Source organism: Gemmobacter denitrificans, from assembly GCF_036964905.1.
GTDB classification, from domain to species: domain Bacteria; phylum Pseudomonadota; class Alphaproteobacteria; order Rhodobacterales; family Rhodobacteraceae; genus Gemmobacter; species Gemmobacter denitrificans.
Genome location: NZ_JBALHR010000026.1, coordinates 1 through 21247, shown reverse-complemented (window position 1 = coordinate 21247; position 21247 = coordinate 1). Strand labels below are relative to the sequence as shown.

17 protein-coding genes and 1 pseudogene are annotated in these 21247 nt (G+C 67.5%); 10 read left to right on the top strand and 8 right to left on the bottom strand.

Translation table 11 applies throughout. The features are described from left to right. The 3 genes from V6590_RS20095 to V6590_RS20085 form a co-directional block, all read left to right on the top strand. Positions 1–407, top strand: a 407-nt coding sequence (locus V6590_RS20095; protein WP_335425496.1) for a M10 family metallopeptidase C-terminal domain-containing protein, incomplete at its 5' end; no start/stop codon positions are given. 117 nt (positions 408–524) lie between these two features. After that, positions 525–2579, top strand: a complete 2055-nt coding sequence (locus tag V6590_RS20090) for a M10 family metallopeptidase (RefSeq protein ID WP_335425495.1) — start codon at positions 525–527, stop codon at positions 2577–2579. A 46-nt stretch (positions 2580–2625) separates the two neighbouring features. Then, entirely contained in the window at positions 2626–3813 is a 1188-nt protein-coding gene (locus V6590_RS20085; RefSeq protein WP_335425494.1) for a right-handed parallel beta-helix repeat-containing protein, read from the top strand. An 82-nt stretch (positions 3814–3895) separates the two neighbouring features. Here the strand turns inward: V6590_RS20085 and V6590_RS20080 are convergent, their stop codons facing one another. The 3 genes and pseudogenes from V6590_RS20080 to V6590_RS20070 all read right to left on the bottom strand — a co-directional run bounded on the left by V6590_RS20080 (position 3896) and on the right by V6590_RS20070 (position 6382). Continuing rightward, positions 3896–4201 carry a hypothetical protein gene (locus V6590_RS20080; protein ID WP_335425493.1) on the bottom strand — a complete coding sequence of 102 codons (306 nt, stop codon included), beginning with the start codon at positions 4199–4201 and terminating at the stop codon, positions 3896–3898. A 10-nt stretch (positions 4202–4211) separates the two neighbouring features. Then, positions 4212–5157: pseudogene (locus V6590_RS20075) on the bottom strand (DUF2793 domain-containing protein). A gap of 190 nt (positions 5158–5347) precedes the next feature. Then, positions 5348–6382: a replication initiator protein A gene (locus V6590_RS20070; protein WP_335425491.1), complete on the bottom strand. Its 1035-nt coding sequence runs from the start codon at positions 6380–6382 to the stop codon at positions 5348–5350. A 416-nt stretch (positions 6383–6798) separates the two neighbouring features. Between V6590_RS20070 and V6590_RS20065 the strand changes: the two genes are divergently transcribed. Beyond that, positions 6799–8193, top strand: coding sequence for an AAA family ATPase (locus V6590_RS20065; protein WP_335425489.1), 1395 nt, complete (start codon positions 6799–6801; stop codon positions 8191–8193). Between the two features lie 101 nt (positions 8194–8294). Then, the gene (locus tag V6590_RS20060) at positions 8295–9305 is read left to right on the top strand and encodes a ParB/RepB/Spo0J family partition protein (protein ID WP_335425488.1); all 1011 of its coding nucleotides are present in this window, start codon (positions 8295–8297) and stop codon (positions 9303–9305) included. Positions 9306–9374: 69 nt separating this feature from the next. Here the strand turns inward: V6590_RS20060 and V6590_RS20055 are convergent, their stop codons facing one another. The 5 genes from V6590_RS20055 to V6590_RS20035 all read right to left on the bottom strand — a co-directional run bounded on the left by V6590_RS20055 (position 9375) and on the right by V6590_RS20035 (position 15326). Next, positions 9375–10817: a mannose-1-phosphate guanylyltransferase/mannose-6-phosphate isomerase gene (locus V6590_RS20055; RefSeq protein WP_335425487.1), complete on the bottom strand. Its 1443-nt coding sequence runs from the start codon at positions 10815–10817 to the stop codon at positions 9375–9377. Positions 10818–10910: 93 nt separating this feature from the next. Further along, on the bottom strand, positions 10911–12092 hold the full coding sequence (locus tag V6590_RS20050; protein WP_335425486.1) for a glycosyltransferase family 2 protein: 1182 nt from the start codon (positions 12090–12092) through the stop codon (positions 10911–10913). Beyond that, positions 12089–13063, bottom strand: coding sequence for a glycosyltransferase (locus V6590_RS20045; RefSeq protein WP_335425485.1), 975 nt, complete (start codon positions 13061–13063; stop codon positions 12089–12091). The genes V6590_RS20050 and V6590_RS20045 overlap by 4 nt, the downstream gene beginning before the upstream one ends. Before the next feature lies 1 nt (position 13064). Continuing rightward, positions 13065–13604 carry a hypothetical protein gene (locus V6590_RS20040; RefSeq protein WP_335425484.1) on the bottom strand — a complete coding sequence of 180 codons (540 nt, stop codon included), beginning with the start codon at positions 13602–13604 and terminating at the stop codon, positions 13065–13067. Positions 13605–13742: 138 nt separating this feature from the next. Beyond that, a complete protein-coding gene (locus tag V6590_RS20035) occupies positions 13743–15326 on the bottom strand; it encodes a glycosyltransferase family protein (protein ID WP_335425483.1) in 1584 nt (527 codons plus the stop codon). A 283-nt stretch (positions 15327–15609) separates the two neighbouring features. On the opposite strand from V6590_RS20035, the gene rfbC reads away from it, so the two are divergent. The 5 genes from rfbC to V6590_RS20010 all read left to right on the top strand — a co-directional run. Continuing rightward, the gene (gene rfbC, locus V6590_RS20030) at positions 15610–16179 is read left to right on the top strand and encodes a dTDP-4-dehydrorhamnose 3,5-epimerase (protein WP_335425482.1); all 570 of its coding nucleotides are present in this window, start codon (positions 15610–15612) and stop codon (positions 16177–16179) included. Beyond that, a complete protein-coding gene (gene rfbB / locus V6590_RS20025) occupies positions 16176–17225 on the top strand; it encodes a dTDP-glucose 4,6-dehydratase (RefSeq protein WP_335425481.1) in 1050 nt (349 codons plus the stop codon). The genes rfbC and rfbB overlap by 4 nt, the downstream gene beginning before the upstream one ends. Next, positions 17222–18079: a dTDP-4-dehydrorhamnose reductase gene (gene rfbD / locus V6590_RS20020; protein WP_335425480.1), complete on the top strand. Its 858-nt coding sequence runs from the start codon at positions 17222–17224 to the stop codon at positions 18077–18079. Before rfbB ends, rfbD begins: the two co-directional genes overlap by 4 nt. Then, complete coding sequence (rfbA, locus tag V6590_RS20015; RefSeq protein WP_335425479.1) at positions 18079–18954, top strand: glucose-1-phosphate thymidylyltransferase RfbA; 876 nt, start codon at positions 18079–18081, stop codon at positions 18952–18954. The genes rfbD and rfbA overlap by 1 nt, the downstream gene beginning before the upstream one ends. Positions 18955–19065: 111 nt before the next feature. Next, positions 19066–21247: hypothetical protein (locus V6590_RS20010; RefSeq protein WP_335425478.1), on the top strand; the 2182-nt coding region annotated here is incomplete at its 3' end.

The following is a 21247-nucleotide window of genomic DNA, read 5'->3' as shown; positions in this document are numbered from 1 at the left end:
TGACCGGCAACAGCGGCAATGACACGCTGGTCGCCAGCAGCGGCAATGACACGCTGAACGGCAATGGCGGCAATGACCAGCTGTCGGGCGGGGCGGGGCTGGATGTCTTTGTCTTCAACACCGCGACCGGGGCCGGCAATATCGACACGATCACCGATTTCGTGGTGGCCGATGACACGATCCATCTGGAAAACGCCGTCTTCACCGCGCTGGCGGCAGGCGGGCTGGGGGCGGCGGCCTTCCATATCGGGGCGGCAGCCACCACGGCGGCGCATCGGGTGATCTACAACGCCGCCACCGGCGCGCTGCATTACGATGCCAATGGCGCGGCGGCGGGCGGCAATGTCCAGATCGCCACGCTGGGCGCAGGCCTCGCCATGACCGCCGCCGATTTCCTCGTCATCTGACACAACCCGCTGATCGCAGACAGGGCCCGCCCCCGAAACGGGGCGGGCCTTCGCAGATTGACAGGCCCCCCGCTTGACCCGCACTCTGCGCCGGATGGTAGATGTCACAGGTGTTTCATGCCGGTCTCCGATTTCACGGCCCTGCTGCCCGAATGGTATGATCCGAACGGCGGGATAAACTACGGTCGCCACAACGGCCTTGCCCCGATCGGCAACGTGACCTTCATCAGCTACAGCTTCCTCGCTCCCGCGGAACTGCCGGAAAACAGTGTCGTCTTCGGGGCCATGACCCAATACACCGCATTGGATGCGATGCGGCAGGCCAGCATCCGCGCCGCGATCAGCGAATTCGAGGAGGTGGCCGGGGTCCGCTTTGTCGAGGTGGACGATCCGGCCCATGCGATGATGACCTTTCAGGGCAATATCGGCAACAACTGGAGCTGGGCCTATTTTCCTTATTCATCGGACTGGGGCACGGACCCCGCAGCCGTTACCCTGAGCGACTATGCCCCCTATGGAACAGATCCCTACGCCCCGGATGATTGGGCACGGGGCGGATCGATGTTCACGCTGACCTTGCATGAAATCGGCCACGCCATGGGGCTTGATCACCCGCATGAGGGGCGGATTCTCGATCCGGCGCTGGATTCGATGGATTACACCGTCATGTCCTACAACTGGAACTGGTCTGGCAGTGGTTCCCCCGACATGCTGCGCTCGCTCGACATCGATGCGCTGCGCCATCTTTACGGCCCCGAAACCGCCGTGCCGGGCGACTGGAGCTGGTCATGGAACGAGGCGGAGGACCGCTTCAGCCTGACGGGCGGCGGGCAGGCGGATGTGCTTCTGGCCATCGACGCGCCATCAATGGTGCAAGGCGGTCTCGGCAATGACAGGCTTTACGGCCGCGACCATGGCGACACGCTGGATGGCGGCGCCGGGGCTGATACGTTGATCGGCGGGCAGGGGCATGACAGCTATCTGGTGGACAGCTACGCCGATCAGGTGACCGAAATCTGGAACGGCGGCATCGACACGATCCGCACCAGCCTGTCCAGCTATTCGATCTTCGGCCAGACCCTGATCGAAAACCTGACCGGCACCCGCGCCACCGGCCATGTGCTGACCGGCAATGGCCTCGCCAATGTGATCACCGGCCATATGGGCGATGACCGGCTGGTCGGCGGGGCGGGCAATGACACGCTGCAGGGATCGGCCGGGAAGGACACGCTGGACGGCGGCTCGGGCAGCAACAGCCTGGCAGGCGGATCGGGCGATGATACCTATGTCGTCTCCAGCTTCGCCGACGTGCTGACCGAGGCCGCCGGGGCAGGCATCGATACGGTGCAGACCGCACTGGGCGCCTATTCGATCTTCACCAAGGCCAATATCGAAAACATCACCTCCACCACCTCGGCCAGTGTCACGCTGACCGGCAACAGCCTGAACAACGGGCTGACCGGCAACAGCGGCAATGACACGCTGGTCGCCAGCAGCGGCAATGACACGCTGCGGGGCATGGGCGGCAATGATCGGCTGGATGGCGGGGCGGGGCAGGATGTGATGATCGGCGGTCAGGGCAATGACACCTATCTGGTCGACAGTTTTTCGGATGTGGTGACAGAACAGGCGGGCGGCGGCACCGATACCATCGTCACTTCGACGGTGGCCTATTCGATCTTCGCCAGGACCCATATCGAAAACCTGACCGGCACCCATGGCCAGGGCACCACCCTGACCGGCAATTCCGCCGCCAACCGCATCACCGCCGGACAGGGCCATGACAGTCTGCTGGGCGGGGCGGGCCATGACACGCTGGATGGCGGGGCCAATTCCGATACGCTGAACGGCGGCAGCGGGGCAGATGTCTTCCAGTTCAGCGCGGCGATCGGGGGTGGCACTCTCGACCACATCCGCGATTTCGACCCGGCAGAGGACATGATCCATCTGCTGGCCAGCGTCTTTGCCGGGATCGGGCCGAAGGGCGGGCTGGCGGCGACGGCCTTCCATATCGGCACGGCGGCCAGCACTGCGGCGCATCGGGTGATCTACAATGCCGCCACGGGGGATCTGTTCCATGATGCCGATGGCGCAGGCGGGGAGGGGCAGATCCGCTTTGCCCGGCTGGATGGCCTGCCGGGCCTGACTGCCGCAGATCTTCTGGTGATCTGACCCGCGCGGCTTGACGCCTTGTCGCCACAACCGCAGGATGGGCGGCATGGATTGCCCCGCTTCGCCCTTGCCGGATCTGCAACCGCTTTGCGATCTTGACCTGCAGGACAATGCCCCTGCCCTGCAGTCCCGCATCGACCATCTCGCCGAACGTGGCGGCGGTGTTCTGCATCTCGATCCCGCCCGCCGCGCCTATCGCAGCGGCCCGCTCGTCTGGCGCAGCGGGGTAAGCCTGGCGGGCCGCGACGGGCTGGCCCTGCTGCGTCAGGCCCCCGGCAGCCGCCGCCCGCTGATCGATCTGACCGGGGTCACCGGGGCCCGCTTTGACCGGTTGGCCCTGGAAGGTCAGGGCCCGGCACCGGGCAGCTGGGCCTCGGCATTGTGGAGCGACGGGGCCTGCGGCGATCTGACCCTGCGCGACTGCCGGATCACCGGCTGGGCCCGGCATGGCATCTCGCTGGATGGGGTGACAGGGTTCGACATGGCCGATTGCCGGATCGAGGCGTGTCATGGCGGCGGGGGCATCGTGCTGTCGCGCGGCCAGCCGGGGCGTGACATCACCATCCGCCATTGCCGCATCCGGCAGACCCAGTTCGGCAATATCCATGCCTGGGGTCCGGTGGCGCGGGTGCTGGTCGAGGGCAATCATCTGGAGATCAGCGGCTGGCAGGGGGGCAGCTATGCCAGCGGCGATGTGGCGGACAACATCACGCTTTATGGCCCGGCCGAAAACCGCGATATCGTGATCCGGGGCAATCTCTGCGCAGGATCGGCCGAAAACGGCATCCATGCCGCCGCACAGGGGCTGGTGATCGAAGGCAATATCCTGCGCCAGCCCGCGCTGTATGGCATCGTCGTCTCGCACAAGCCCTATGATCGCCCCGCACCCTGCGGGCAGGTGGTGGTGGCGGGCAATGTGATCTTCTGCCCCGATCCGGCCGATCCCCATTCGCGCGGGATCGGGTTGCGCAACTGCACGGGGTTCAGCGTGACCGGCAACCAGATCGACGGGGCCCATACCGGGATCGAGGTGCTGGGCATGGCGGCCCCCTGCGGGGCCGGGGTGATCGCGGATAATGTGCTGACCGGGGGTGGCGCGGTGGCTCTGCAATTGCGCGGGCTGACGGCGCGCTTGCGGGTCGTGAACAATCTCTGGCAGATGCAGACCCTGTTCGGCCCCGAGGGCAGCCCGATCCCGGACAAGGTTCAGGCCGGCCAGAACCCGCAGGTCTGACCGGCCTGAATGTTTCGCGCGCGAAACATTGCCGCGCAGGGGCAGGATGGCCTGCCCTCAGGGGGGCCGCGCGGGCGAACCGTCAGCCCGGCAGGGCAACCGGCCCGTCGGCGTTCACCATCAGGGGGGCGGGAAACAGCACCGCGTCCGGCGCTCCGGCGCCATGTGGCAGCAGCAGGGTCAGCCGGATCACATCCTGCGCACAGGTGACATCCGAAACCAGCCAGTCACAGCCGAAGCTGTCGGCGGCCAGGCTGCCCCCTTCGGCCAGCCCGGAAAGATCGAGCGGCAGGTCATTCACCACCAGGGTCTCGGCCTCGCGGCGCATGCTCAGGGTGGCATCAAGCCGGATCGGGCTCAGCGTGATCAGGAAAGAACGGTTGGACATCGGCTTCTCCTCAGAACCAGCGGCCGGACACGACAGCGTCGATCCGGGTATCAAGGGCGGCGGTATGGGCATTGAACGCCCCCACGACACTCGACACGGCGCTATTGCCATTGCAGACAGCCCGCAGATGGCGCGCGGCGTTCTGGCGGCTGGCCGCATCGTTGAAGCTGCGGCAGGTCACCATCGGAACCGGCACGGTGCCGGAGAGGAAGGCCGCCGGATAGGTCCAGGTCACCTCGGCATAGCTGCTGGCCGCCACCGATTGCGACAGGGCCGCCTCGCGCCAGCAGATCTGGGTGCCATCGGCCAGACGCAGATAGCGGCCATTGGCATTGCTGCCGGTTTCGATCACAGCCCCGGTCGGAAGGCCGCCGCTCTGACCGACAGATCCCACGACATTGCCCCGGTGATAGGCGGCCTGACCATCGACCGTGGCCCCGGCCAGCAGCGCCGCCGCCCCCGTGCTGCGGTTGATGCGCAGCGCCTCGGCCCAGGTGCCGCCATCGGCACTGACCTTCACGCTGAAATCATCATTCCCGGCCAGCCCCATCTCGGCCCGGCCCGACCAGTTGGTCTGATAGAGCAGGCTGGCGGTATCGCCCTCTGCGGCCTTGTTGATCTTCAACTGATGGCCCGCACCGTCATGGGTCAGCAGCGTGGCGGGCGAGACGACCGCCAGGCGGTTGGTGCCGTCATGCGCGGTGCCGATGCCGATCCCGTCCAGCTGATCCAGCGGCAGGGCCTGCCATTCGGTGCCGCGCCAGATGCGCAGCTGCGCCTCGGCCAGGCTCCAGGCCCGCCAGCCTTCGCGCGGGTCGATGAAGACCCAGGCCCCGCCCAGCCGGGCGGCCAGCCTGCCCGGCCCAGTCGGCCAGCGGCGCAGGCCCAAGCGCCCAGATCTGGCCATCGGCCGGGGCGGGGGGCGGCGTGGTGGCGCCGAAGCCCTGCACCACCATCTGCACGAAAAGATCGAGCCGCTCCAGCGCCTCGTTATGGGTGACATGTTTCTGCGCCTGTGCCGGCAGCAGGAAGGGCAGATCGAGATTGGGCGAGATATCGGCCATGGCGGGCGTCGGCTCCTGTCGTGGTTCGGGCCGACTATCCGCAAACGGGGCTGACAAAAGGTGACCGGGCCGCGCCCGGGATTTACCTTCTGTTAACCCGGCCCTTCACCCAGGCCAGGAAGGCGCGGTCCGGCGCGGTCAGCCGCGGGCGGCCCGATCCGGCCCAGAAGGCCCGCCATTCGGCCTCCAGCGCATAGACATCCGCCCCAGGCGCCAGGGCGCGCGCCGCATCCAGCACCTCGGGGTCAAAGCGCGGTGCCATCTCGGCCGGTTCTTCCTCGATCACGCCCTGCCGGGCAAAGCGGATCAGATCGCCCTCTTCCTCGGCCATGCTGTAATCGGGCAGGTTGGCCTCTTCGATCATCTTGCGGATCGCGGCGCGGAACACCCGCACCGGCGCGGTGGACCCGGCCTTCTTGTGCAGCACCCCCACCGAGACGCGCCATTCCGGCTGGCGCCCGCAATGTTTGCGCGCCAGTTCGTAGATCCGCCGCTCCAGCGGTTTGCGCAGACCGAAATAATCGCGGCTCAGCGTCAGCACCGATCGCGCCAGCACCGCGCGGAAGATCCAGTCCGACAGGGTGACCATGACCGAAATCATCCGCCCGCCGCGCGTCTTGCGCAGGATCTCCCAGCTTTCGATCAGGCCGAAACCGCTGGTCACCTCGATCCCGCCGGTGGCGATATTGGTGGTGATGCGGGTGCCCGCCAGCCGTTCAAAGGCCTCGCGCAGCCGCAGATAGCTGTCGCCGCCGGTATCGCGCCCGGTGGCCAGCAGCAGGTCATGGGCCTTGAGCTGCAGCTTGCGGCTGACCTCGCGCCCGGCATTCAATCCCGCCATCAGCTGGCTGATGCAGAAGATCAGGATATCCTTGTCAAAGATCGTCGCACGCCCCTTCACCGAAGGCGTCACCTCGACCTGGGTGCCGTTATGGTCATAGCGCAGCACCCGCAGATCGGGTTTGGTGGACAGCGAAAAGATGGGGTGTTCCATCGTGCCCAGATCGTCCTTCGGGCTGGCCGTCAGGACATCGCAGATGAAAAGATCGCCGATTGCCGCGGGCACGCCTGCGCGCCCACGCCCGGGGCTGCCGCCCAAGGGTCCTGCCAATGCCATGCCTGTCTGCCCGTTTTTCTGCCCCCGATTTGTTTCGGGGTTTCAGTGACACCCACCGTAAAGTTATCCACAGCGCCCGTCCAGTCTCGTGACGGGGGATCAGAGTCGGTCCAACGGCGGATCAGAGTCGCCCTATCGGGGGATCAGAGTCGCCAAGGCCACAAGAAGCGGATTTTTTCCCAGACAAAACAGGAAGATGTTGCGCAAAGCCGGTTCCTGTAACAGAAAATGATAACATCCGATAACAGAAGAAATCCGTCGCGGGGCGGTTCCACCTCGCCCAAGGCGCCCCGCTCCGGCACCATCGCGGGCCACAAACCCCAGAATCAGCTGAGAAAATCGCAGCGTGTGATGTCTTTTCTTCCACATGCCGGGTTTTGCGCTATACTGGCAAAAACACAGCACATCGGGCAGATATGAAAGCGGATAGCGCCACCCCCCTCCCCCCCTATTTCGGCATTGATCCCGATGCGGCGCTGGCCGCTCTGGGGCCTGCCACCACCACTGCCGATTTCGGCCAGATCGCCCGGGCCTGTGCGGCGGGCCGTGATGATCTGGCGGGGCGTGGGCTGAACGAGTCCGGTCAGCGCCAGTTGCGGCTGTTCTCCACCTGGGAAATCACCCGCTATCTGATCCCGGTGGCGCAGGCCCATTTCCGCCGGGTGCTGAAGCAGAACCCCGATCTGCCCCAGGGCCTGTCGGAAACCGAAGGCGGGGCGAAATGGTTCACCCTGGACGAGGTGCTGCGCCTGCGTGCCTTCTTTGCCGCCGAAGGCTCCAAGGCCAAGCCTTATGCGCCCTGGCGTCCGCAGGGGCTGCCCGCCAAGATGCTGGCCGTGGCCAATTTCAAGGGCGGCGTCGGCAAGACATCGACCTGTGCGCATCTGGCCATGTCGGCCGCGCTGGATGGCTACCGCGTGCTGGTGATCGATCTGGATAGCCAGGGGTCGATGACCTCGATCTTCGGTGGCCGGGTCGAGGATGAATGGCAGACGGTCTTTCCGCTGCTCGCGCGCCATTACGCCACCCATCTGCGGGCCGACAACCAGCGCCGGCTGGACCGGGGCGATGCGCCGATCCCGCTGGATGACACCCTGACCGAGGCGCTGACGATCAAGGCCGGCGATCTGGTGCAAAAGACCCATTGGCCGAATATCGATCTGATCGGGGCGCAGCTGAACCTGTACTGGGCGGAATTCCAGATCCCGGTCTGGCGCATGCAGGCGCGCGGCTGGAAGCTCTGGGATGCGCTGACCACCGTGCTGGCCGAAGACGGGGTGCTGGAGGAATATGACCTGATCTTCCTCGATACGCCGCCCGCGCTTGGCTATCTCACGATCAACGGGCTGGCGGCGGCGGATATCCTGCTGGTGCCGATGGGGGCGTCGTTCCTGGAATTCGATTCCACCGGGCGTTTCTTCGACATGCTGCATTCCACCTTCCGCTCCATCGAAGAGGGCGAGAACATGGCCGCCCGCGCCCTGGGGCGGCCGGAGGTGAATTTCCAATGGGATGCGGTGCGCGCGCTCATCACCCGCTATGACGGCAACCAGCAGGCGGAACTGGCGGCGCTGATGCAGGGCTGGATGGGGCGCACCCTTTCGCCGCAGCGGCAGGATTTCACCGCGCTGATCGGGCAGGCGGGCGAACAGGTGCGCGGCATCTACGAGGCGGATTACCGCGATTTCAACCGCGAAACCTATGCACGGGGCCGCGAAACCTTTGATGAAACCTGGGCGGCGGTGAAGGCGCTGGTGTTGGGCTCCTGGCGACGCGATGAAAAGGATGCGTCACAAGAGGCCGCACAGTGACTGTTTCGGCATTTGTTTCGCGCGCGAAACATCGCCCGTGCGCCCGCTTTACCCGGGTTTCACCGCCCTGCCCTATCCCTTCTGCCTTGCGGAGCTGACCCATGGCCAAGCGCAAACGTCTGACGCCCTTTGCCGAACCCCCGGCTTCGCCTCTGCAGGAGGACAGCCCGATGTTTCCCACCTATCCGCTGGGCTATGCCGGCGGGCATACCCGTTCCGCGCCGATTGCCGATATGGCCGGCGCTGCCGCCGCCACCGCGGCCATGGAGGAAATGGCCGCAACCCTGCGCCAAGCGCGCGAACAGGGCCGCATGGTGCTGGCGCTGCCGCTGCCGCAGATCGAGGCCGGGCATCTGGTGCGCGACCGCATCGCCACCGATCCCGATGAAATGGCGGCGCTGGTCGAATCCCTGCGTGCGCGCGGCCAGCAGACCCCGATCGAGGTGGTGGCGCTTGGCCCCGATCGCTATGGGCTGATTTCCGGCTGGCGGCGGCTGACCGCTCTGCGGCAGTTGCTGGAGGAAAGTGGGGATGGGGCCAGATACGGCTCTGTGCTGGCGCTTTTGCGCCAACCCGATCAGGCCTTGGATGCCTATGTCGCCATGGTCGAGGAAAACGAGATCCGGGTCGGCCTGTCCTTCTATGAACGCGCCCGGATCGTGGCGAAATCGGTGGAACTTGGTGTCTTTGACAGTGACAAATCGGCGCTCAGAGCCTTGTTCGCTGCCGCCTCGCGGGCCAAGCGCTCCAAGGTCGGGTCTTTCCTTGCCGTAGTGCGGGCATTGGATGGCGCGCTGCGCTTTCCCGAAACCCTGGGCGAAAGGCTGGGCCTGCAACTGGCTCAGGCGCTGGAGGCTGACCCCACGCTTGGCCCCCGTCTGGCCGAAGATCTGATCGCCCGTCCCCCCGCCGATGCCGGGGCCGAACAGGCCCGGCTGTCCCGGGCGCTGGCCCCCGCAAAACCGTCTCTGACTGCGGGGTCAGAGCCGCAGGAAACCCTGCCCGGGCTTCGGCTGCGGGCGGAACGGGGGCGGCTGGTTCTGGAAGGCCCGCGCGCCGATGCCGCCCTGCAGGCCCGGCTGGAAGATTGGCTGAAAACGCTGGAATGGTGACGAAAAAGGCCCCGCCAGGCGGGGCCTTTTGTTTCGCGCGCGAAACATTCGGGTGGTCTTGTCGCGCCCCTACCCTTTCGCCCCCTGCCCCCTGGCATAGACATCTTCATAGCGGATGATGTCATCCTCACCCAGATAGGCGCCGGTCTGCACCTCGATCAGGGTCAGCGGCAGCTTGCCGGGATTTTCCAGCCGGTGCTTTTCGCCCAGGGGGATATAGACCGACTGGTTTTCCGTCACCAGACGTGCCTCGGCCCCGATGGTGATGCGCGCCGTGCCCTCGACCACCACCCAGTGTTCGGCCCGGTGATGGTGGCTTTGCAGGCTCAGCGCCGCGCCGGGTTTCACCACGATGCGCTTGACCTGAAACCGCGCGCCAAGTGCCAGCGTCTCGAACCAGCCCCAGGGCCGGTGGTCGCGGGCAAAATGTTCGGCCTGTGCCGCGCCCTTGGCCTTCAGCCGGGTCACCGCCAGCTTCACCTCCTGCGCGCGGGCGGTATCGGCGATCAGCACCGCATCGGGCATGGCGATAGCCACGATGTTCTTCAGCCCGATCCCGACCAGTTCCAGCCCCTCGGCCTCGGATCGCAGCAGGCTGTCGGTGCAATCGATGGCCGTCACCGGGCCCTGCGTCACCAGCCCCGCGGCATCGGGGCCCATCTCGCGCCAGACGGCCTCCCATCCGCCCAGATCGTTCCAGGCCCCGGCATAGGGCAGCACATCCAGATTGCCGGCCTTTTCCATCACCGCGTAATCGATGGAGATATCGTCCACCCCCTCCCAGGGGGCGGCGGCCAGCCGGGTGAAGGCCAGATCGGTTTCGGCCCCGGTCACGGAGGCCCGCACCGCCTCCAGCATGGCGGGGGCATGGGTGGCGCAGGCGGCCATCAGCGTGGTGGTGGACATCAGGAAAATGCCCGCATTCCACAGATGGCAGCCGCCCGCCAGCATGGCCTCTGCCGTGGCGGCATCGGGTTTCTCGACAAAGCGCTGCAAGGGGCGGGGCTGGGGCGTGACATCGGTTGGCCCGTCCAGTTCCAGCCAGCCATAGCCGGTTTCCGCCCGGTCGGGCCGGATGCCGAAGGTCACGATCCGCCCGGCCCTGGCCGCCCCGCTGGCCGCCGCCACCGCAGCCTGAAACTGCGCCGTGTCAGGCAGGACATGATCCGACGGTGCCACCAGCATCAGGGCCCCGGGCGCACGCGCGTCCAGCCAGAGCGCCGCAGCCAGAATGGCGGGGGCGGTGTTGCGCGCCGCCGGTTCGATCAGCACCGCCTGCGGCATGATCCCTGCCCCGGCCAGCTGTTCCAGCACCAGAAAGCGGAAATCGCCCCCGGTCACCACCAGGGGCGCGGCATAATCCGGCCCCGACAGCCGCCGGGCCGAGGCCTGAAACAGGCTGTCCGCCCCGGTCAGCCGGGCAAATTGCTTGGGATAGCTCTTGCGCGACAGCGGCCATAGCCGCGTGCCTGATCCGCCACACAGCAGTACGGGGTGAATGGTCTCTGTCATCTTGGTCTCGCCTTGCCTGCGCCGGGCAGTTTCCATGCCCGGAATGGCGAAATCAAGGCGGCAGTCGTCCGGCCTGTCGTGGCCGGGCAGGCGTCAGGGCAGGGGGGGCAGCGCAGGCAGGGACAGTGCCGACAGGGCGGCAAAGCGGGCGATCTCGGCTTCGGCCTGCAGGCGGTTGTCCAGCCGGGCCAGCAGCGCCCTCGGGTCCATCTCCTCCAGCCGGGCATGCAGCGCCCGCGCCTCGGCCTGCTGGACCCAGACCCCGACCACACCCGCCACATCGCCCCGGCGCAGCGCCGCCGCGATCCCGCCGACCGGCCGCCGGGAAAAGCGCCGCGCGCTGCCCTGCCAGAGCGGTTCGGGCACCCGGGTCAGCACCTCGGCCGCGCGGCCCGCATAGGCCCAGAAGGCCTCGGGCGCCAGCCGGTCCAGATGCCATGACATGTTGTTCAACAACCAGTCCAGCGCCGCCTCGGCCCGGGCAGTCTCCTGCGCGGTGACCAGGGCGGTGATCGTCTCGTAATGGTCGAAGAAGGCGATCAGCTCGGCCCCGGTCGAGGCCATGGTCTGGCCGGGGCGGTTGATCCGGTGCTGGCACAGGATCACATCCAGAAAGCCGATCCGCCCCGCCGCCAGACAGACGGCCCAGTGAAAGGGATTGTCTTCGAAGAAGAACGCCCCTTCGGGAAAGCGCAAGCCATGGCGGCGCAGGAAATCGGCGCGATAGAACTTGCGCCAGGGCACCGCGATCATCGACAGGGCCAGATCGCGGGCGGCCTCGGTCTGGGCTGCGCTCTGGGGGCCGGCGGTCTTGCCCAGACGCGCGACATGGCCCCAGCGGGCGGCATCGGCGGGGCGGCGAAAGCCCTGGGTCTGGTCGTCATATTCGCCGTAATTGCCCAGCAGGATATCCGCGCCGCCGCGTTCAAAGGCGAGGCGCGCCGCCGCAAAGCCCCCCGGTTCCAGCCAGTCGTCGCCATCGACGAAGAACACGCCCTCGCAGTCGGGATCGCTCAGGGCCTCCGACAGGCCGATATTGCCGCCGATGCCCACGCCGCCCATCGTATTGGTGCCCAGCAGCACCGCCTTCACCCCGACGCCTGCGCCAAAGCCACGCGCCTGCCAGGCCTCGATCCGTTCGGCAGTGCCATCGGTCGATCCGTCATCCACCAGGATCACCCGGTCGCCGGGGCGGACCACGGCGGCCAGGCTGGTCAGGCAGGGATCGACATAGGGCAGGATGTCAAAGCTGGTGACGATGAAGCTCAGCCTCATGCAGGCCCCCCCGACAGGAAGTGGTTGATCCGCGCCGCCAGCCCCGGATTGCGCTGCGCGATCAGGGTGAACAGCGGCGGCGTGATCGCGGCCTGCACGAAGGCGCGGGCCTTCCAGGCGAAGGGTCCGCGCAGCCCGGGCTCCAGCACCGTGTCGATCCAGCGCAGCAGCTGCATGTAGAAGTCGGCGGTGGGTTCGGCAAAGCGGTCGGCGCGCTGGCGGTCCTCGCGCAGGGCGGCGGCCAGCGGCTCCAGCGCGCGAAACACCTCGAACCGTTCCGCGCCGCTGCGATTGGTCAGCCGCGCGCCATCCTCGGCCACGAAATGTTCGGCGCAGGTCTGGGTCGAAACCAGAATGTTGCGCGCCCGGTAGAAGCTTTGCCAATGCAGTTCGACATCATTATGCACCATGATCTCGGTGCAGCGGATGCCGTTTTCCAGCAGAAAGCCGGTGCGGTAGATCTTGTTCCAGGGATAGGCCGAAATCCGGCAGAGCCGCGCCGCCGTCTCGGGCGGGATCGGCGCCGGGCGGAACCCCAGATTGGCCCGGGCCAGTTGCCAGTGTTTCGCATCGCTTTCCAGCGGGCCCGGAATGCCCCTGGCCCGCATCCGGCTGTCCACATGCGAAAACAGGCAGAAATCGAAATCGGGCGTTTCGGGCCGGTCCAGATCCTCCAGCAGGGCGGCAAGGCCGGGCAGGGGCAGATCATCGGAATCGAAGAACAGGACATGCGGGCTGCTGACCTGCGCAAGGCCGCTGTTGCGCGCTGCCCCCGCGCCTTTCTGCGCCGGGCTTTCCAGCCACAGGATGCGGGGATCGCTGATCCCGCCGGTTTCGCGGGCGGGCGGTTTCGAGGCGTCATCACTGACGACGATCTGTGCCACCTGCGGCAGGGCGAGCAGCTGCGGCAAGAGCCGCTGCAGCCCCCTGGCATCGTTCCAGACCGGAATGACGACCGAAAGCGCGCCCATGTCAGACCACGAACAGGCGCAGATCCTGCAGTTCGATCCGTCCGGTTTCGGGCCGGAAGAACAGCACCAGTTCGCGCCAGGGCGCCGGGGCTGCCAGCAGCGGCTGATCCTCGATCAGCAGGGCATCCATATGCAGGCTGGGTTCGGCATAGGCCACGGCGGTCTTGCGGAAGAAGATGTCGTCAAAGCCGCTGTCGCGGCCATTGCGCAGGCAGGGGCGGAACGTGGTCGATTGCGGGGCCGCGCTGCGGGCACACAGGCCCAGGATCATCCGCCCGTCCAGATCGAACCCGTCCAGCGCGATATGCAGCGCCAGCCAGCGGGCCTGGCCGGTCACCTGGAAATCGGCGGCGAACAACAGGCCGGGGCGGCTTTCCAGCGTGATGCTGGTGCCGGATTCGGGATCGGTGACGAAGAACATCCCCGGCAGGATCGGTGAGCCCGGCGTCACGGGGGCGGGCGGCAGATCCAGCTGGCGCAGATGGCCCAGCAGGGCATTGACGCCTGCTTCGGGTCCAAGATCAAGGCTGTGGCCGGTCATGGCATCTCCTGGGCTGTACAAGGAACAATGGGCGCAATGCAGTCACGTGCGGGCGTCGTTACGGGGCGGGGGCGGGGCTTGTCAATCATTGCGGCCGTCGGGGGCATTGCGGCAGGGGGGTGTCGTCGGGGAAGCATCTCAGAACAGCCTGCGCAGCCGGGCCAGGATGGTGCGGGCGCGATGGTCGAAGCTATGGTCGCGCCGGACCAGCGCCTGCAGGGCCCGGGCGCGGCGGGCGCGGTCTTCGGGATGGGCGCGGAAATGCGCCAGCGCCGCCACCAGTTCCTCCGGCGTGCCGACCTGGGGCAGCAGGCCGAAGAACCGCCCCGCCCCGGCCACCCGGTCGCTGATGAGAAAGCCGCCCGCCAGCGCCACGTCGAAGATCCGGTTCGACAGGAAGCCCCGCGCCGCCATGTCGGGCCAATGATCGTTCAGCACGATCCCGGCCCGGGCGTAACAGGCGCCCAGCCGGTCATTGGGCAGGTTTTCGGCCCGGACATGCGCGGCGGCCGGGGTGTCTTCCCATTCGGCGCCATAGATCGCCAGATCCTCGCCCGCCGCCAGCGCCGCCGACACGATCCAGCGTTCGGCCCGGCGCGAATTGCCGACAAACAGCAGCGGATGGGCGGGGGTGGTGTCCAATGTTTCGCGCGCGAAACAATCCGGGTCCATGCGGGCCGGATCGGCGCATTGCAGCAGGGCAGAGACCCGCCCCCCCAGATCGCGCGCCAGCGTCTCGGCATGGCGGTCCGAGGCGACGAAGACATGGTCATAGCGCGCCAGTTCATCCAGTTCGATCCGGTCGGGATGGCTCAGCATCCACATCAGGTTCACCGGGCCGGGCCGGGGCCGGCAGCGCCGCACGCCGCGCAGCAGCAGCGTGGCATCGGGGGGCGGATCGGCCGGGCTGTCCCAATCCTCGGCCAGGCAGACCTGCGCCTCGGCCCCGGCGGCGATCAGGGCGCGGGCCAGGCTTTCGGCAAAGTGGAAATCGCCCCAGCGATGCGCCCGGGCGGCATCGGGCGCGGGGCAGCGCAGCAGCAGCCGCGGCGCCAGCCCGCCCGCCCGCAGCGCCGCCCGCCGCCCGGCCAGAAGGGCGGGCAGGGCAGGGGCTTCGTCAGGCAGGGCCAGCGGGGCGGGGGGGGCAGGCGGCAGCCTGTGCGGCAGCGGCCAGGGCAGGCGCTGCGGATGGCGGGCCTCGGTCCGGGCCAGAAGCAGCGCCTCGGCCTCTGTGCCACCTTCCAGCGCCAGCAGCCGCAACCGGCCCGAGATCAGATCCTGCGGCCGCCCATCGGCCAGCGCCCGCGCGGCGGCCTGATCGCGGCTGGTATCGACGGCCACGAATTCGGGGGCAGGTTCGGGCGCCCCTTCGGCCCCGGCCATCGCCCCGGCATCCTCCCTGTCCAGCAGCGCCGCCAGCCGCGCCGCATCCCCCGCAGTCTGCAGCCGCAGCAGCGCCGAGACCGCCCTCCGGGGCTGGCAGATCCCCAGCGGATCGGGGTCAAGCCCGCGCGCCGCGCCTTCGCGCGCATAATGCAGCAGGGCCGCCTCTTGCGGATCGTCGCGCCGGGCGGACAGCACCTCGTAGCCGGCCGGGTCGAACCAGGGCAGCGGGCAGCGCCCGGATTGCCAGCCCTCCCGCAGATGGAAGGCCAGATCGACCCCGCTTTCGGCCTGCCAGGCCTGCAGCCGCTGCATCGCGGCAGGCGGGAAACTGCTCATTGCGCCATCCTTGTTGCCTGCTTTCCGGGCAGTTGTCATGAACCTGCGCGGGACATGCGCCAGAATGACCGGAAAAGGGCAGACTTCTTGCGCTGTTCCGCCATTAGGTCCCGCTGATCCTGTCAGCCCCGCCGGGCCAGCCAGCGGTGACTATGGCGGCATTCCCGCGCAGAGATCAACCCCTGCGGGCGGCGCAGGGGGGGCTGGACAGGGCAAACGGGTTGTCAGGGGGGCGGGGCTGAGGTATGTGCTGCGCGCAGATAATTGAGACGGGAATTTGAGCATGCAGATCGAGCAGACGGCCCTGCCGGATGTGGTTATCCTTGTGCCGCCACGCTTTGGTGATGCGCGTGGATGGTTTTCGGAAACCTGGAATGCGGCCCGGATGGCCAGTGCCGGGCTGGATCTGGCCTTCGTGCAGGACAACCATTCCTTTTCGGCCCAGAAGGGCACGCTGCGCGGCCTGCATTACCAGCGCCCGCCCCATGCCCAGGACAAGCTGGTGCGCTGCACCCGGGGGGCGATTTTCGATGTGGCGGTGGATATCCGCAAGGGCTCGCCCGCCTATGGCACATGGGTGGGGGCGGAGCTTTCGGCCGAAAACGGCCATCAGCTGCTGATCCCCAAGGGGTTCCTGCATGGCTTCGTCACCCTGACCGATGATTGCGAGGTGCAGTACAAATGCACCGATGTCTATGCCCCCGATTGCGACGGCGGCATCCGCTGGGATGACCCCGACATCGGCATCGACTGGCCGCTGCAGGGCGCAACCCCGGTCCTGTCGGCCAAGGATGCGGTGGCCCCGCTTCTGGCCGGGTTCGACAGCCCCTTTGTCTGGGAGGGCGGCCAATGAAGATCCTCGTCACCGGCGGTGCCGGCTTCATCGGATCGGCCGTGGTGCGTCAGGCGATCGCGCGCGGGCATCGGGTGGTCAATCTCGATGCGCTGACCTATGCCGCCTGTCTGGACAATGTGGCCTCGGTCGCAGACAGCCCGGCCTATGCCTTTGAACATGCCGATATCCGCGACCGTGCCGCGCTGGACCGGATCTTTGCCGCCCATGCCCCCGATGCGGTGATGCATCTGGCAGCCGAAAGCCATGTGGACCGGTCGATCGACGGGCCGGGCGATTTCGTGGAAACCAATATCACCGGCACCTACAACATGCTGGAGGCGGCACGGGCCTATTGGGTGGCCCGGGGCAAGCCGGCGGACTTCCGCTTTCACCATATCAGCACGGATGAGGTGTTTGGCAGCCTGCCCGCCGACCCGTCGGTGAAATTCACCGAAGAGACCCCCTATGATCCGCGCAGCCCCTATTCGGCCAGCAAGGCGGCCAGCGACCATCTGGTGCGCGCCTGGCACGAAACCTATGGCCTGCCGGTGGTGCTGACCAATTGTTCCAACAATTACGGGCCCTTCCATTTCCCCGAAAAGCTGATCCCGGTCATCATCCTGAATGCGCTGGCGGGCAAGCCCCTGCCGATCTATGGCGACGGGTCGAACATCCGTGACTGGCTCTATGTCGAAGATCACGCCGATGCGCTGCTGACCGTGGTGGAACGGGGCGATCTGGGCCGCAGCTACAATATCGGCGGCGAGAACGAGCGGACCAATCTGGAACTGGTGCGCACGCTCTGCGCCATTCTGGACGAAAAGCGCCCCAAGGCCAGCGGCAGCTATGCCGATCAGATCACCTTTGTCACCGACCGGCCCGGCCATGATGCCCGCTATGCCATCGACCCGACCCGCATCCGCACCGAACTGGGCTGGCGCCCTTCGGTGACGGTGGAAGAAGGTCTGGCGCGCACGGTGGACTGGTATCTGGGCAACGAGGCGTGGTGGAAACCCCTGCAGGCGCGGCATGGCGTGGGCCAGCGGCTGGGGGTCAAGGCATGACCTTGGCGCCTCTTCTGGTCTTCGGCCAGACCGGCCAGGTGGCCACCGAATTGCAGCGCCTTGTCCCCGATGCGGTGTTTCTGGGGCGCGACCGGGCCGATCTGTCGGACCCTGCCGCCTGTGCGGCGGCCATTGCCGCCCATGCGCCCCGGGCGGTGATCAATGCCGCCGCCTGGACTGCCGTGGACAAGGCGGAAAGCGAAGAGGCGGCGGCGACGGTGGTGAATGGCGATGCCCCTGCCGCGATGGCGCGGGCCTGTGCGGAGCTGCGCATCCCCTTCGTGCATATTTCCACCGATTACGTCTTTGACGGCGCGGGCACGGCCCCCTTTGTGCCCGATCATCCCACGGCCCCGCTGGGGGCCTATGGGCGATCAAAGCTGAAGGGCGAGCAGGGCGTGCGCGCCGCAGGCGGGGCGCATGTGATCCTGCGCACCTCCTGGGTATTCTCCAGCCATGGCAACAATTTCCTGAAGACCATGCTGCGGCTGGGGCGCGAACGGGCCAGCCTGACGGTGGTGGCCGACCAGATCGGCGGGCCCACGCCGGCCCGGGCCATCGCCGAAGCCTGCCTGACCATTGCAGACCAGCTTGCCGCCGATCCGGGCAAATCGGGCACCTGTCATTTCTCGGGCGCGCCCGATGTCTCATGGGCCGATTTCGCCCGCGAGATCATGGCGCAGGCCGGGCTGGCCTGCACCATCACCGATATTCCCACCAGCGCCTTTCCCACGCCTGCCCGCCGCCCGGCCAACAGCCGGATGGATTGCACGGGTCTTTCGGCCTTTGGCCTGATCCGGCCCGACTGGCGCGCGGCCGTGGGCCAGACCCTTTCAGAGCTTGGAGCAATCTGATGACACAGCGCAAAGGCATCATTCTGGCCGGCGGTTCGGGCACACGGCTTTACCCGATCACCATCGGCGTGTCGAAGCAGCTTCTGCCGATCTATGACAAGCCGATGATCTATTACCCGCTGTCGGTGCTGATGCTGGCCGGGATCCGCGACATCGCCATCATCACCACCCCGCAGGACCAGGACCAGTTCCAGCGTACGCTGGGCGATGGCAGCCAATGGGGCATCCGCCTGCAGTATATCGTGCAGCCCTCGCCCGATGGGCTGGCGCAGGCCTATATCCTGGCCGAGGATTTCCTGGCCGGGGCGCCTTCGGTCATGGTGCTGGGCGACAACATCTTTTTCGGCCATGGCCTGACGCAGCTTCTGGCCGAGGCCGGGGCGCAGGACCGCGGCGCCACGGTCTTCGGTTATCGCGTGTCAGACCCGGAACGCTATGGCGTGGTGGCCTTCGATGCGACGGGCCGGGTGGAAAGCATCATCGAAAAGCCGGAAAAGCCCTTGTCGGATTACGCGGTGACCGGGCTTTACTTCATGGATGGCACGGCCCCTGCGAAGGCGCGCGCGGTCCAGCCCTCGCCCCGGGGCGAGCTGGAGATCACCACCTTGCTGGAAATGTATCTGGCCGAGGGCGGGTTGACCGTGCAGAAGATGGGGCGCGGCTATGCCTGGCTGGATACCGGCACCCATGGCAGCCTGCTGGACGCCGGCAATTTTGTGCGCACGCTTGAACGGCGGCAGGGATTGCAGGTGGGCTGCCCCGATGAAATCGCGCATGATCTGGGCTGGATCGATGATGCGGCGCTGCGGGCCCGGGCGAAACTGTTCGGCAAGAATGATTATGGGGCCTATCTGGCGCGGCTGATCCACGAATGACGGGCGGTCCCGGCGCGCGCAATGCGGGGGCCGGGTGACTGTGCCGTTCTGGTCCGGGCCCTGCAGGGCGACGGGGGGCAGGGCGGGACGAATGGAAGCGGAAAGACAGGCATGGCACGGACCCCAAAGGCGGCAGCGGAACAGAAAACGGCAGCGGAGCGCAGCCCCGCCAAGCGGAAGGCCAGGCCGAAACCGGGGGCGGAACCGGCCAGCGCGCAGGCTGCCGACCAGAGCGTCGGGCAGACCCTGACTGCCGCCCCCGTCGCCCGGCCCGCGCCCCGGCGCAAGGCGGCGGACAAGCCGGCCCCGTCCTCTGCCGGGACGGCACCGCAGCGCCAGGCCGTGATCGTGCTGGCCATGCACCGCACCGGATCGAGCGCGCTGACCCGGGTGCTGAACCTGCTGGGCTGCGATACGGCCAAGACGCTGATGGGGCCGAATGAACACAACAAGAGCGGCTATTGGGAATCCGATGTGCTGCGGGTGTTCAACGACAAGCTGCTGGCTTCGGCCGGATCGGACTGGCGCGACTGGCGGGCCTTCAATCCGGGCTGGTACGACACCCCGCGCCTGGAGGAATTCCTGGAGCAGGGCAGCGGGCTTCTGGCCTCCGAATTCGGGGCCTCGCGCTTTTTCGTGTTCAAGGACCCGCGCATCACCCGCATCATGCCCTTCTGGCGCCGCCTGCTGGCGCGGGCAGGGGTTGACCAGCTGCATGTCCTGCTGACGCTGCGCCATCCGCTGGATGTGGCGGCCTCGCTGATGGAACGCGATGGCATGGCCGAGGCCGAGGCGCTGCTGATCTGGCTGCGCAATGTTCTGGAGGCCGAACAGGGCAGCCGGGGCCTGCCGCGGGTCGTGGTGGATTATGACCGTTTTCTGGCGGCCCCCAGTGCCACCATGGCGGCGGTGCAAAAGCCGCTGGGTCTGGTCTGGCCGCGCCTGTCCGACAGCGTGGCCGAAGAGATCGACCGTTTCATGACGCCGGGGCTGCGCCATCACAAGGTGGCGTCGCAGGAGGGGTTTGCCGAGGCGCAGATCCTGCGCGCCTGGCTGGCCGAGGTGCATGGCATTTTCCAACGCTGGGCCGAACGGGGCGAAGACAAGGCCGACTGGCCCGCGCTTGATGCCGTGCGCAGCGCGATGGATGCGCTGGCCCGGCCGCTGGCCGAGGTGGTGGGGGCGCTGACCCGCCTGTCGGCCGGCGTGGCCGGCAAGGACAAGGAACTGGCTTACCTGCGCGGCGAGGCGGGCAAGCGCGGCGATGCCGTCACGGCGCTGACGGCGGAAAAGGCCGCGCTGACCCGTCAGCTGACCGAACTGACGGCGGCGCGGGCCGACTGGGCCGAGCGCGAGGCGAAAGCCAACCAGGAACTGGCTTACTTGCGCGGCGAGGCGGGCAAGCGCGCCGATGCCGTCACGGCCCTGACCGCTGACAAGGCCGCGCTGAGCCGTCAGCTGGACGAACAGGCGGCGGCGCTGGAAGCCGAACGCACGGCGCGCGGCGCCGAGGCCGCCCGTGTCGCACAGCTGCTGGCCGAGCAGGCCGACTGGACCCAGCGAGAGGCGAAGGCCAATCAGGAACTGGCTTACTTGCGCGGCGAGGCGGGCAAGCGCGGCGATGCCGTCACGGCCCTGACTTCTGACAAGGCCATGCTGACCCGTCAGCTCACCGAACTCACGGCAGCGCTGGAGGCCGAACGCGCGGCCCGCAGCGCCGAGACCGCGCGTCTTGCACAGCTGCTGGCCGAACAGGTCGACTGGACCCAGCGGGAGGCGAAGGCCAACCAGGAACTGGCTTACTTGCGCGGCGAGGCGGGCAAGCGCGCCGATGCCATCACGGCGCTGACGGCGGAAAAGGCCGCGCTGCAAGGCCAGTTGGCCGCGGAACGGGCGCAGCATCAGGAGACGGCGGCGGCCCTGGCCCGGCGTGAGCAGGAGGCCGATGCGCTGCTGGGCCAGTCGCGCGAACTGGGCGAACGGCAGCTGAGCGAACTGGCCGGTCTGGCGCGTCTGCTGCATGCGGCCGAGGCCCGCGTGCAGGAGCTGGAGCAGACCCTGGCTGCAGCCGCGGCCCGGGAAACGGCGCTGGCGGCGGATCTGGCGCAATACGAGGCCGAGCTTGCGGCGCTGCGCGACGAACACCATGTGTTGCGCAGCACGCTGGATCAGCGCAGCCACGAGATCGACCAGACCCGCGCGGCCGAGGCCCGCGCGCAGGAGCTGGAGCAGACCCTGGCTGCAGCCGCGGCCCGGGAAACGGCGCTGGCGGCGGATCTGGCGCAATACGAGG

What these genes read in the sequence shown, in the direction of transcription:
- V6590_RS20090 (WP_335425495.1), top strand. Translation starts at nt 525, where the DNA reads ATGCCGGTCTCCGATTTCACGGCCCTGCTGCCCGAATGGTATGATCCG.
- V6590_RS20085 (WP_335425494.1), top strand. Translation starts at nt 2,626, where the DNA reads ATGGATTGCCCCGCTTCGCCCTTGCCGGATCTGCAACCGCTTTGCGAT.
- V6590_RS20080 (WP_335425493.1), bottom strand. Translation starts at nt 4,201, where the DNA reads ATGTCCAACCGTTCTTTCCTGATCACGCTGAGCCCGATCCGGCTTGAT.
- V6590_RS20070 (WP_335425491.1), bottom strand. Translation starts at nt 6,382, where the DNA reads ATGGCATTGGCAGGACCCTTGGGCGGCAGCCCCGGGCGTGGGCGCGCA.
- V6590_RS20065 (WP_335425489.1), top strand. Translation starts at nt 6,799, where the DNA reads ATGAAAGCGGATAGCGCCACCCCCCTCCCCCCCTATTTCGGCATTGAT.
- V6590_RS20060 (WP_335425488.1), top strand. Translation starts at nt 8,295, where the DNA reads ATGGCCAAGCGCAAACGTCTGACGCCCTTTGCCGAACCCCCGGCTTCG.
- V6590_RS20055 (WP_335425487.1), bottom strand. Translation starts at nt 10,817, where the DNA reads ATGACAGAGACCATTCACCCCGTACTGCTGTGTGGCGGATCAGGCACG.
- V6590_RS20050 (WP_335425486.1), bottom strand. Translation starts at nt 12,092, where the DNA reads ATGAGGCTGAGCTTCATCGTCACCAGCTTTGACATCCTGCCCTATGTC.
- V6590_RS20045 (WP_335425485.1), bottom strand. Translation starts at nt 13,063, where the DNA reads ATGGGCGCGCTTTCGGTCGTCATTCCGGTCTGGAACGATGCCAGGGGG.
- V6590_RS20040 (WP_335425484.1), bottom strand. Translation starts at nt 13,604, where the DNA reads ATGACCGGCCACAGCCTTGATCTTGGACCCGAAGCAGGCGTCAATGCC.
- V6590_RS20035 (WP_335425483.1), bottom strand. Translation starts at nt 15,326, where the DNA reads ATGAGCAGTTTCCCGCCTGCCGCGATGCAGCGGCTGCAGGCCTGGCAG.
- rfbC (WP_335425482.1), top strand. Translation starts at nt 15,610, where the DNA reads ATGCAGATCGAGCAGACGGCCCTGCCGGATGTGGTTATCCTTGTGCCG.
- rfbB (WP_335425481.1), top strand. Translation starts at nt 16,176, where the DNA reads ATGAAGATCCTCGTCACCGGCGGTGCCGGCTTCATCGGATCGGCCGTG.
- rfbD (WP_335425480.1), top strand. Translation starts at nt 17,222, where the DNA reads ATGACCTTGGCGCCTCTTCTGGTCTTCGGCCAGACCGGCCAGGTGGCC.
- rfbA (WP_335425479.1), top strand. Translation starts at nt 18,079, where the DNA reads ATGACACAGCGCAAAGGCATCATTCTGGCCGGCGGTTCGGGCACACGG.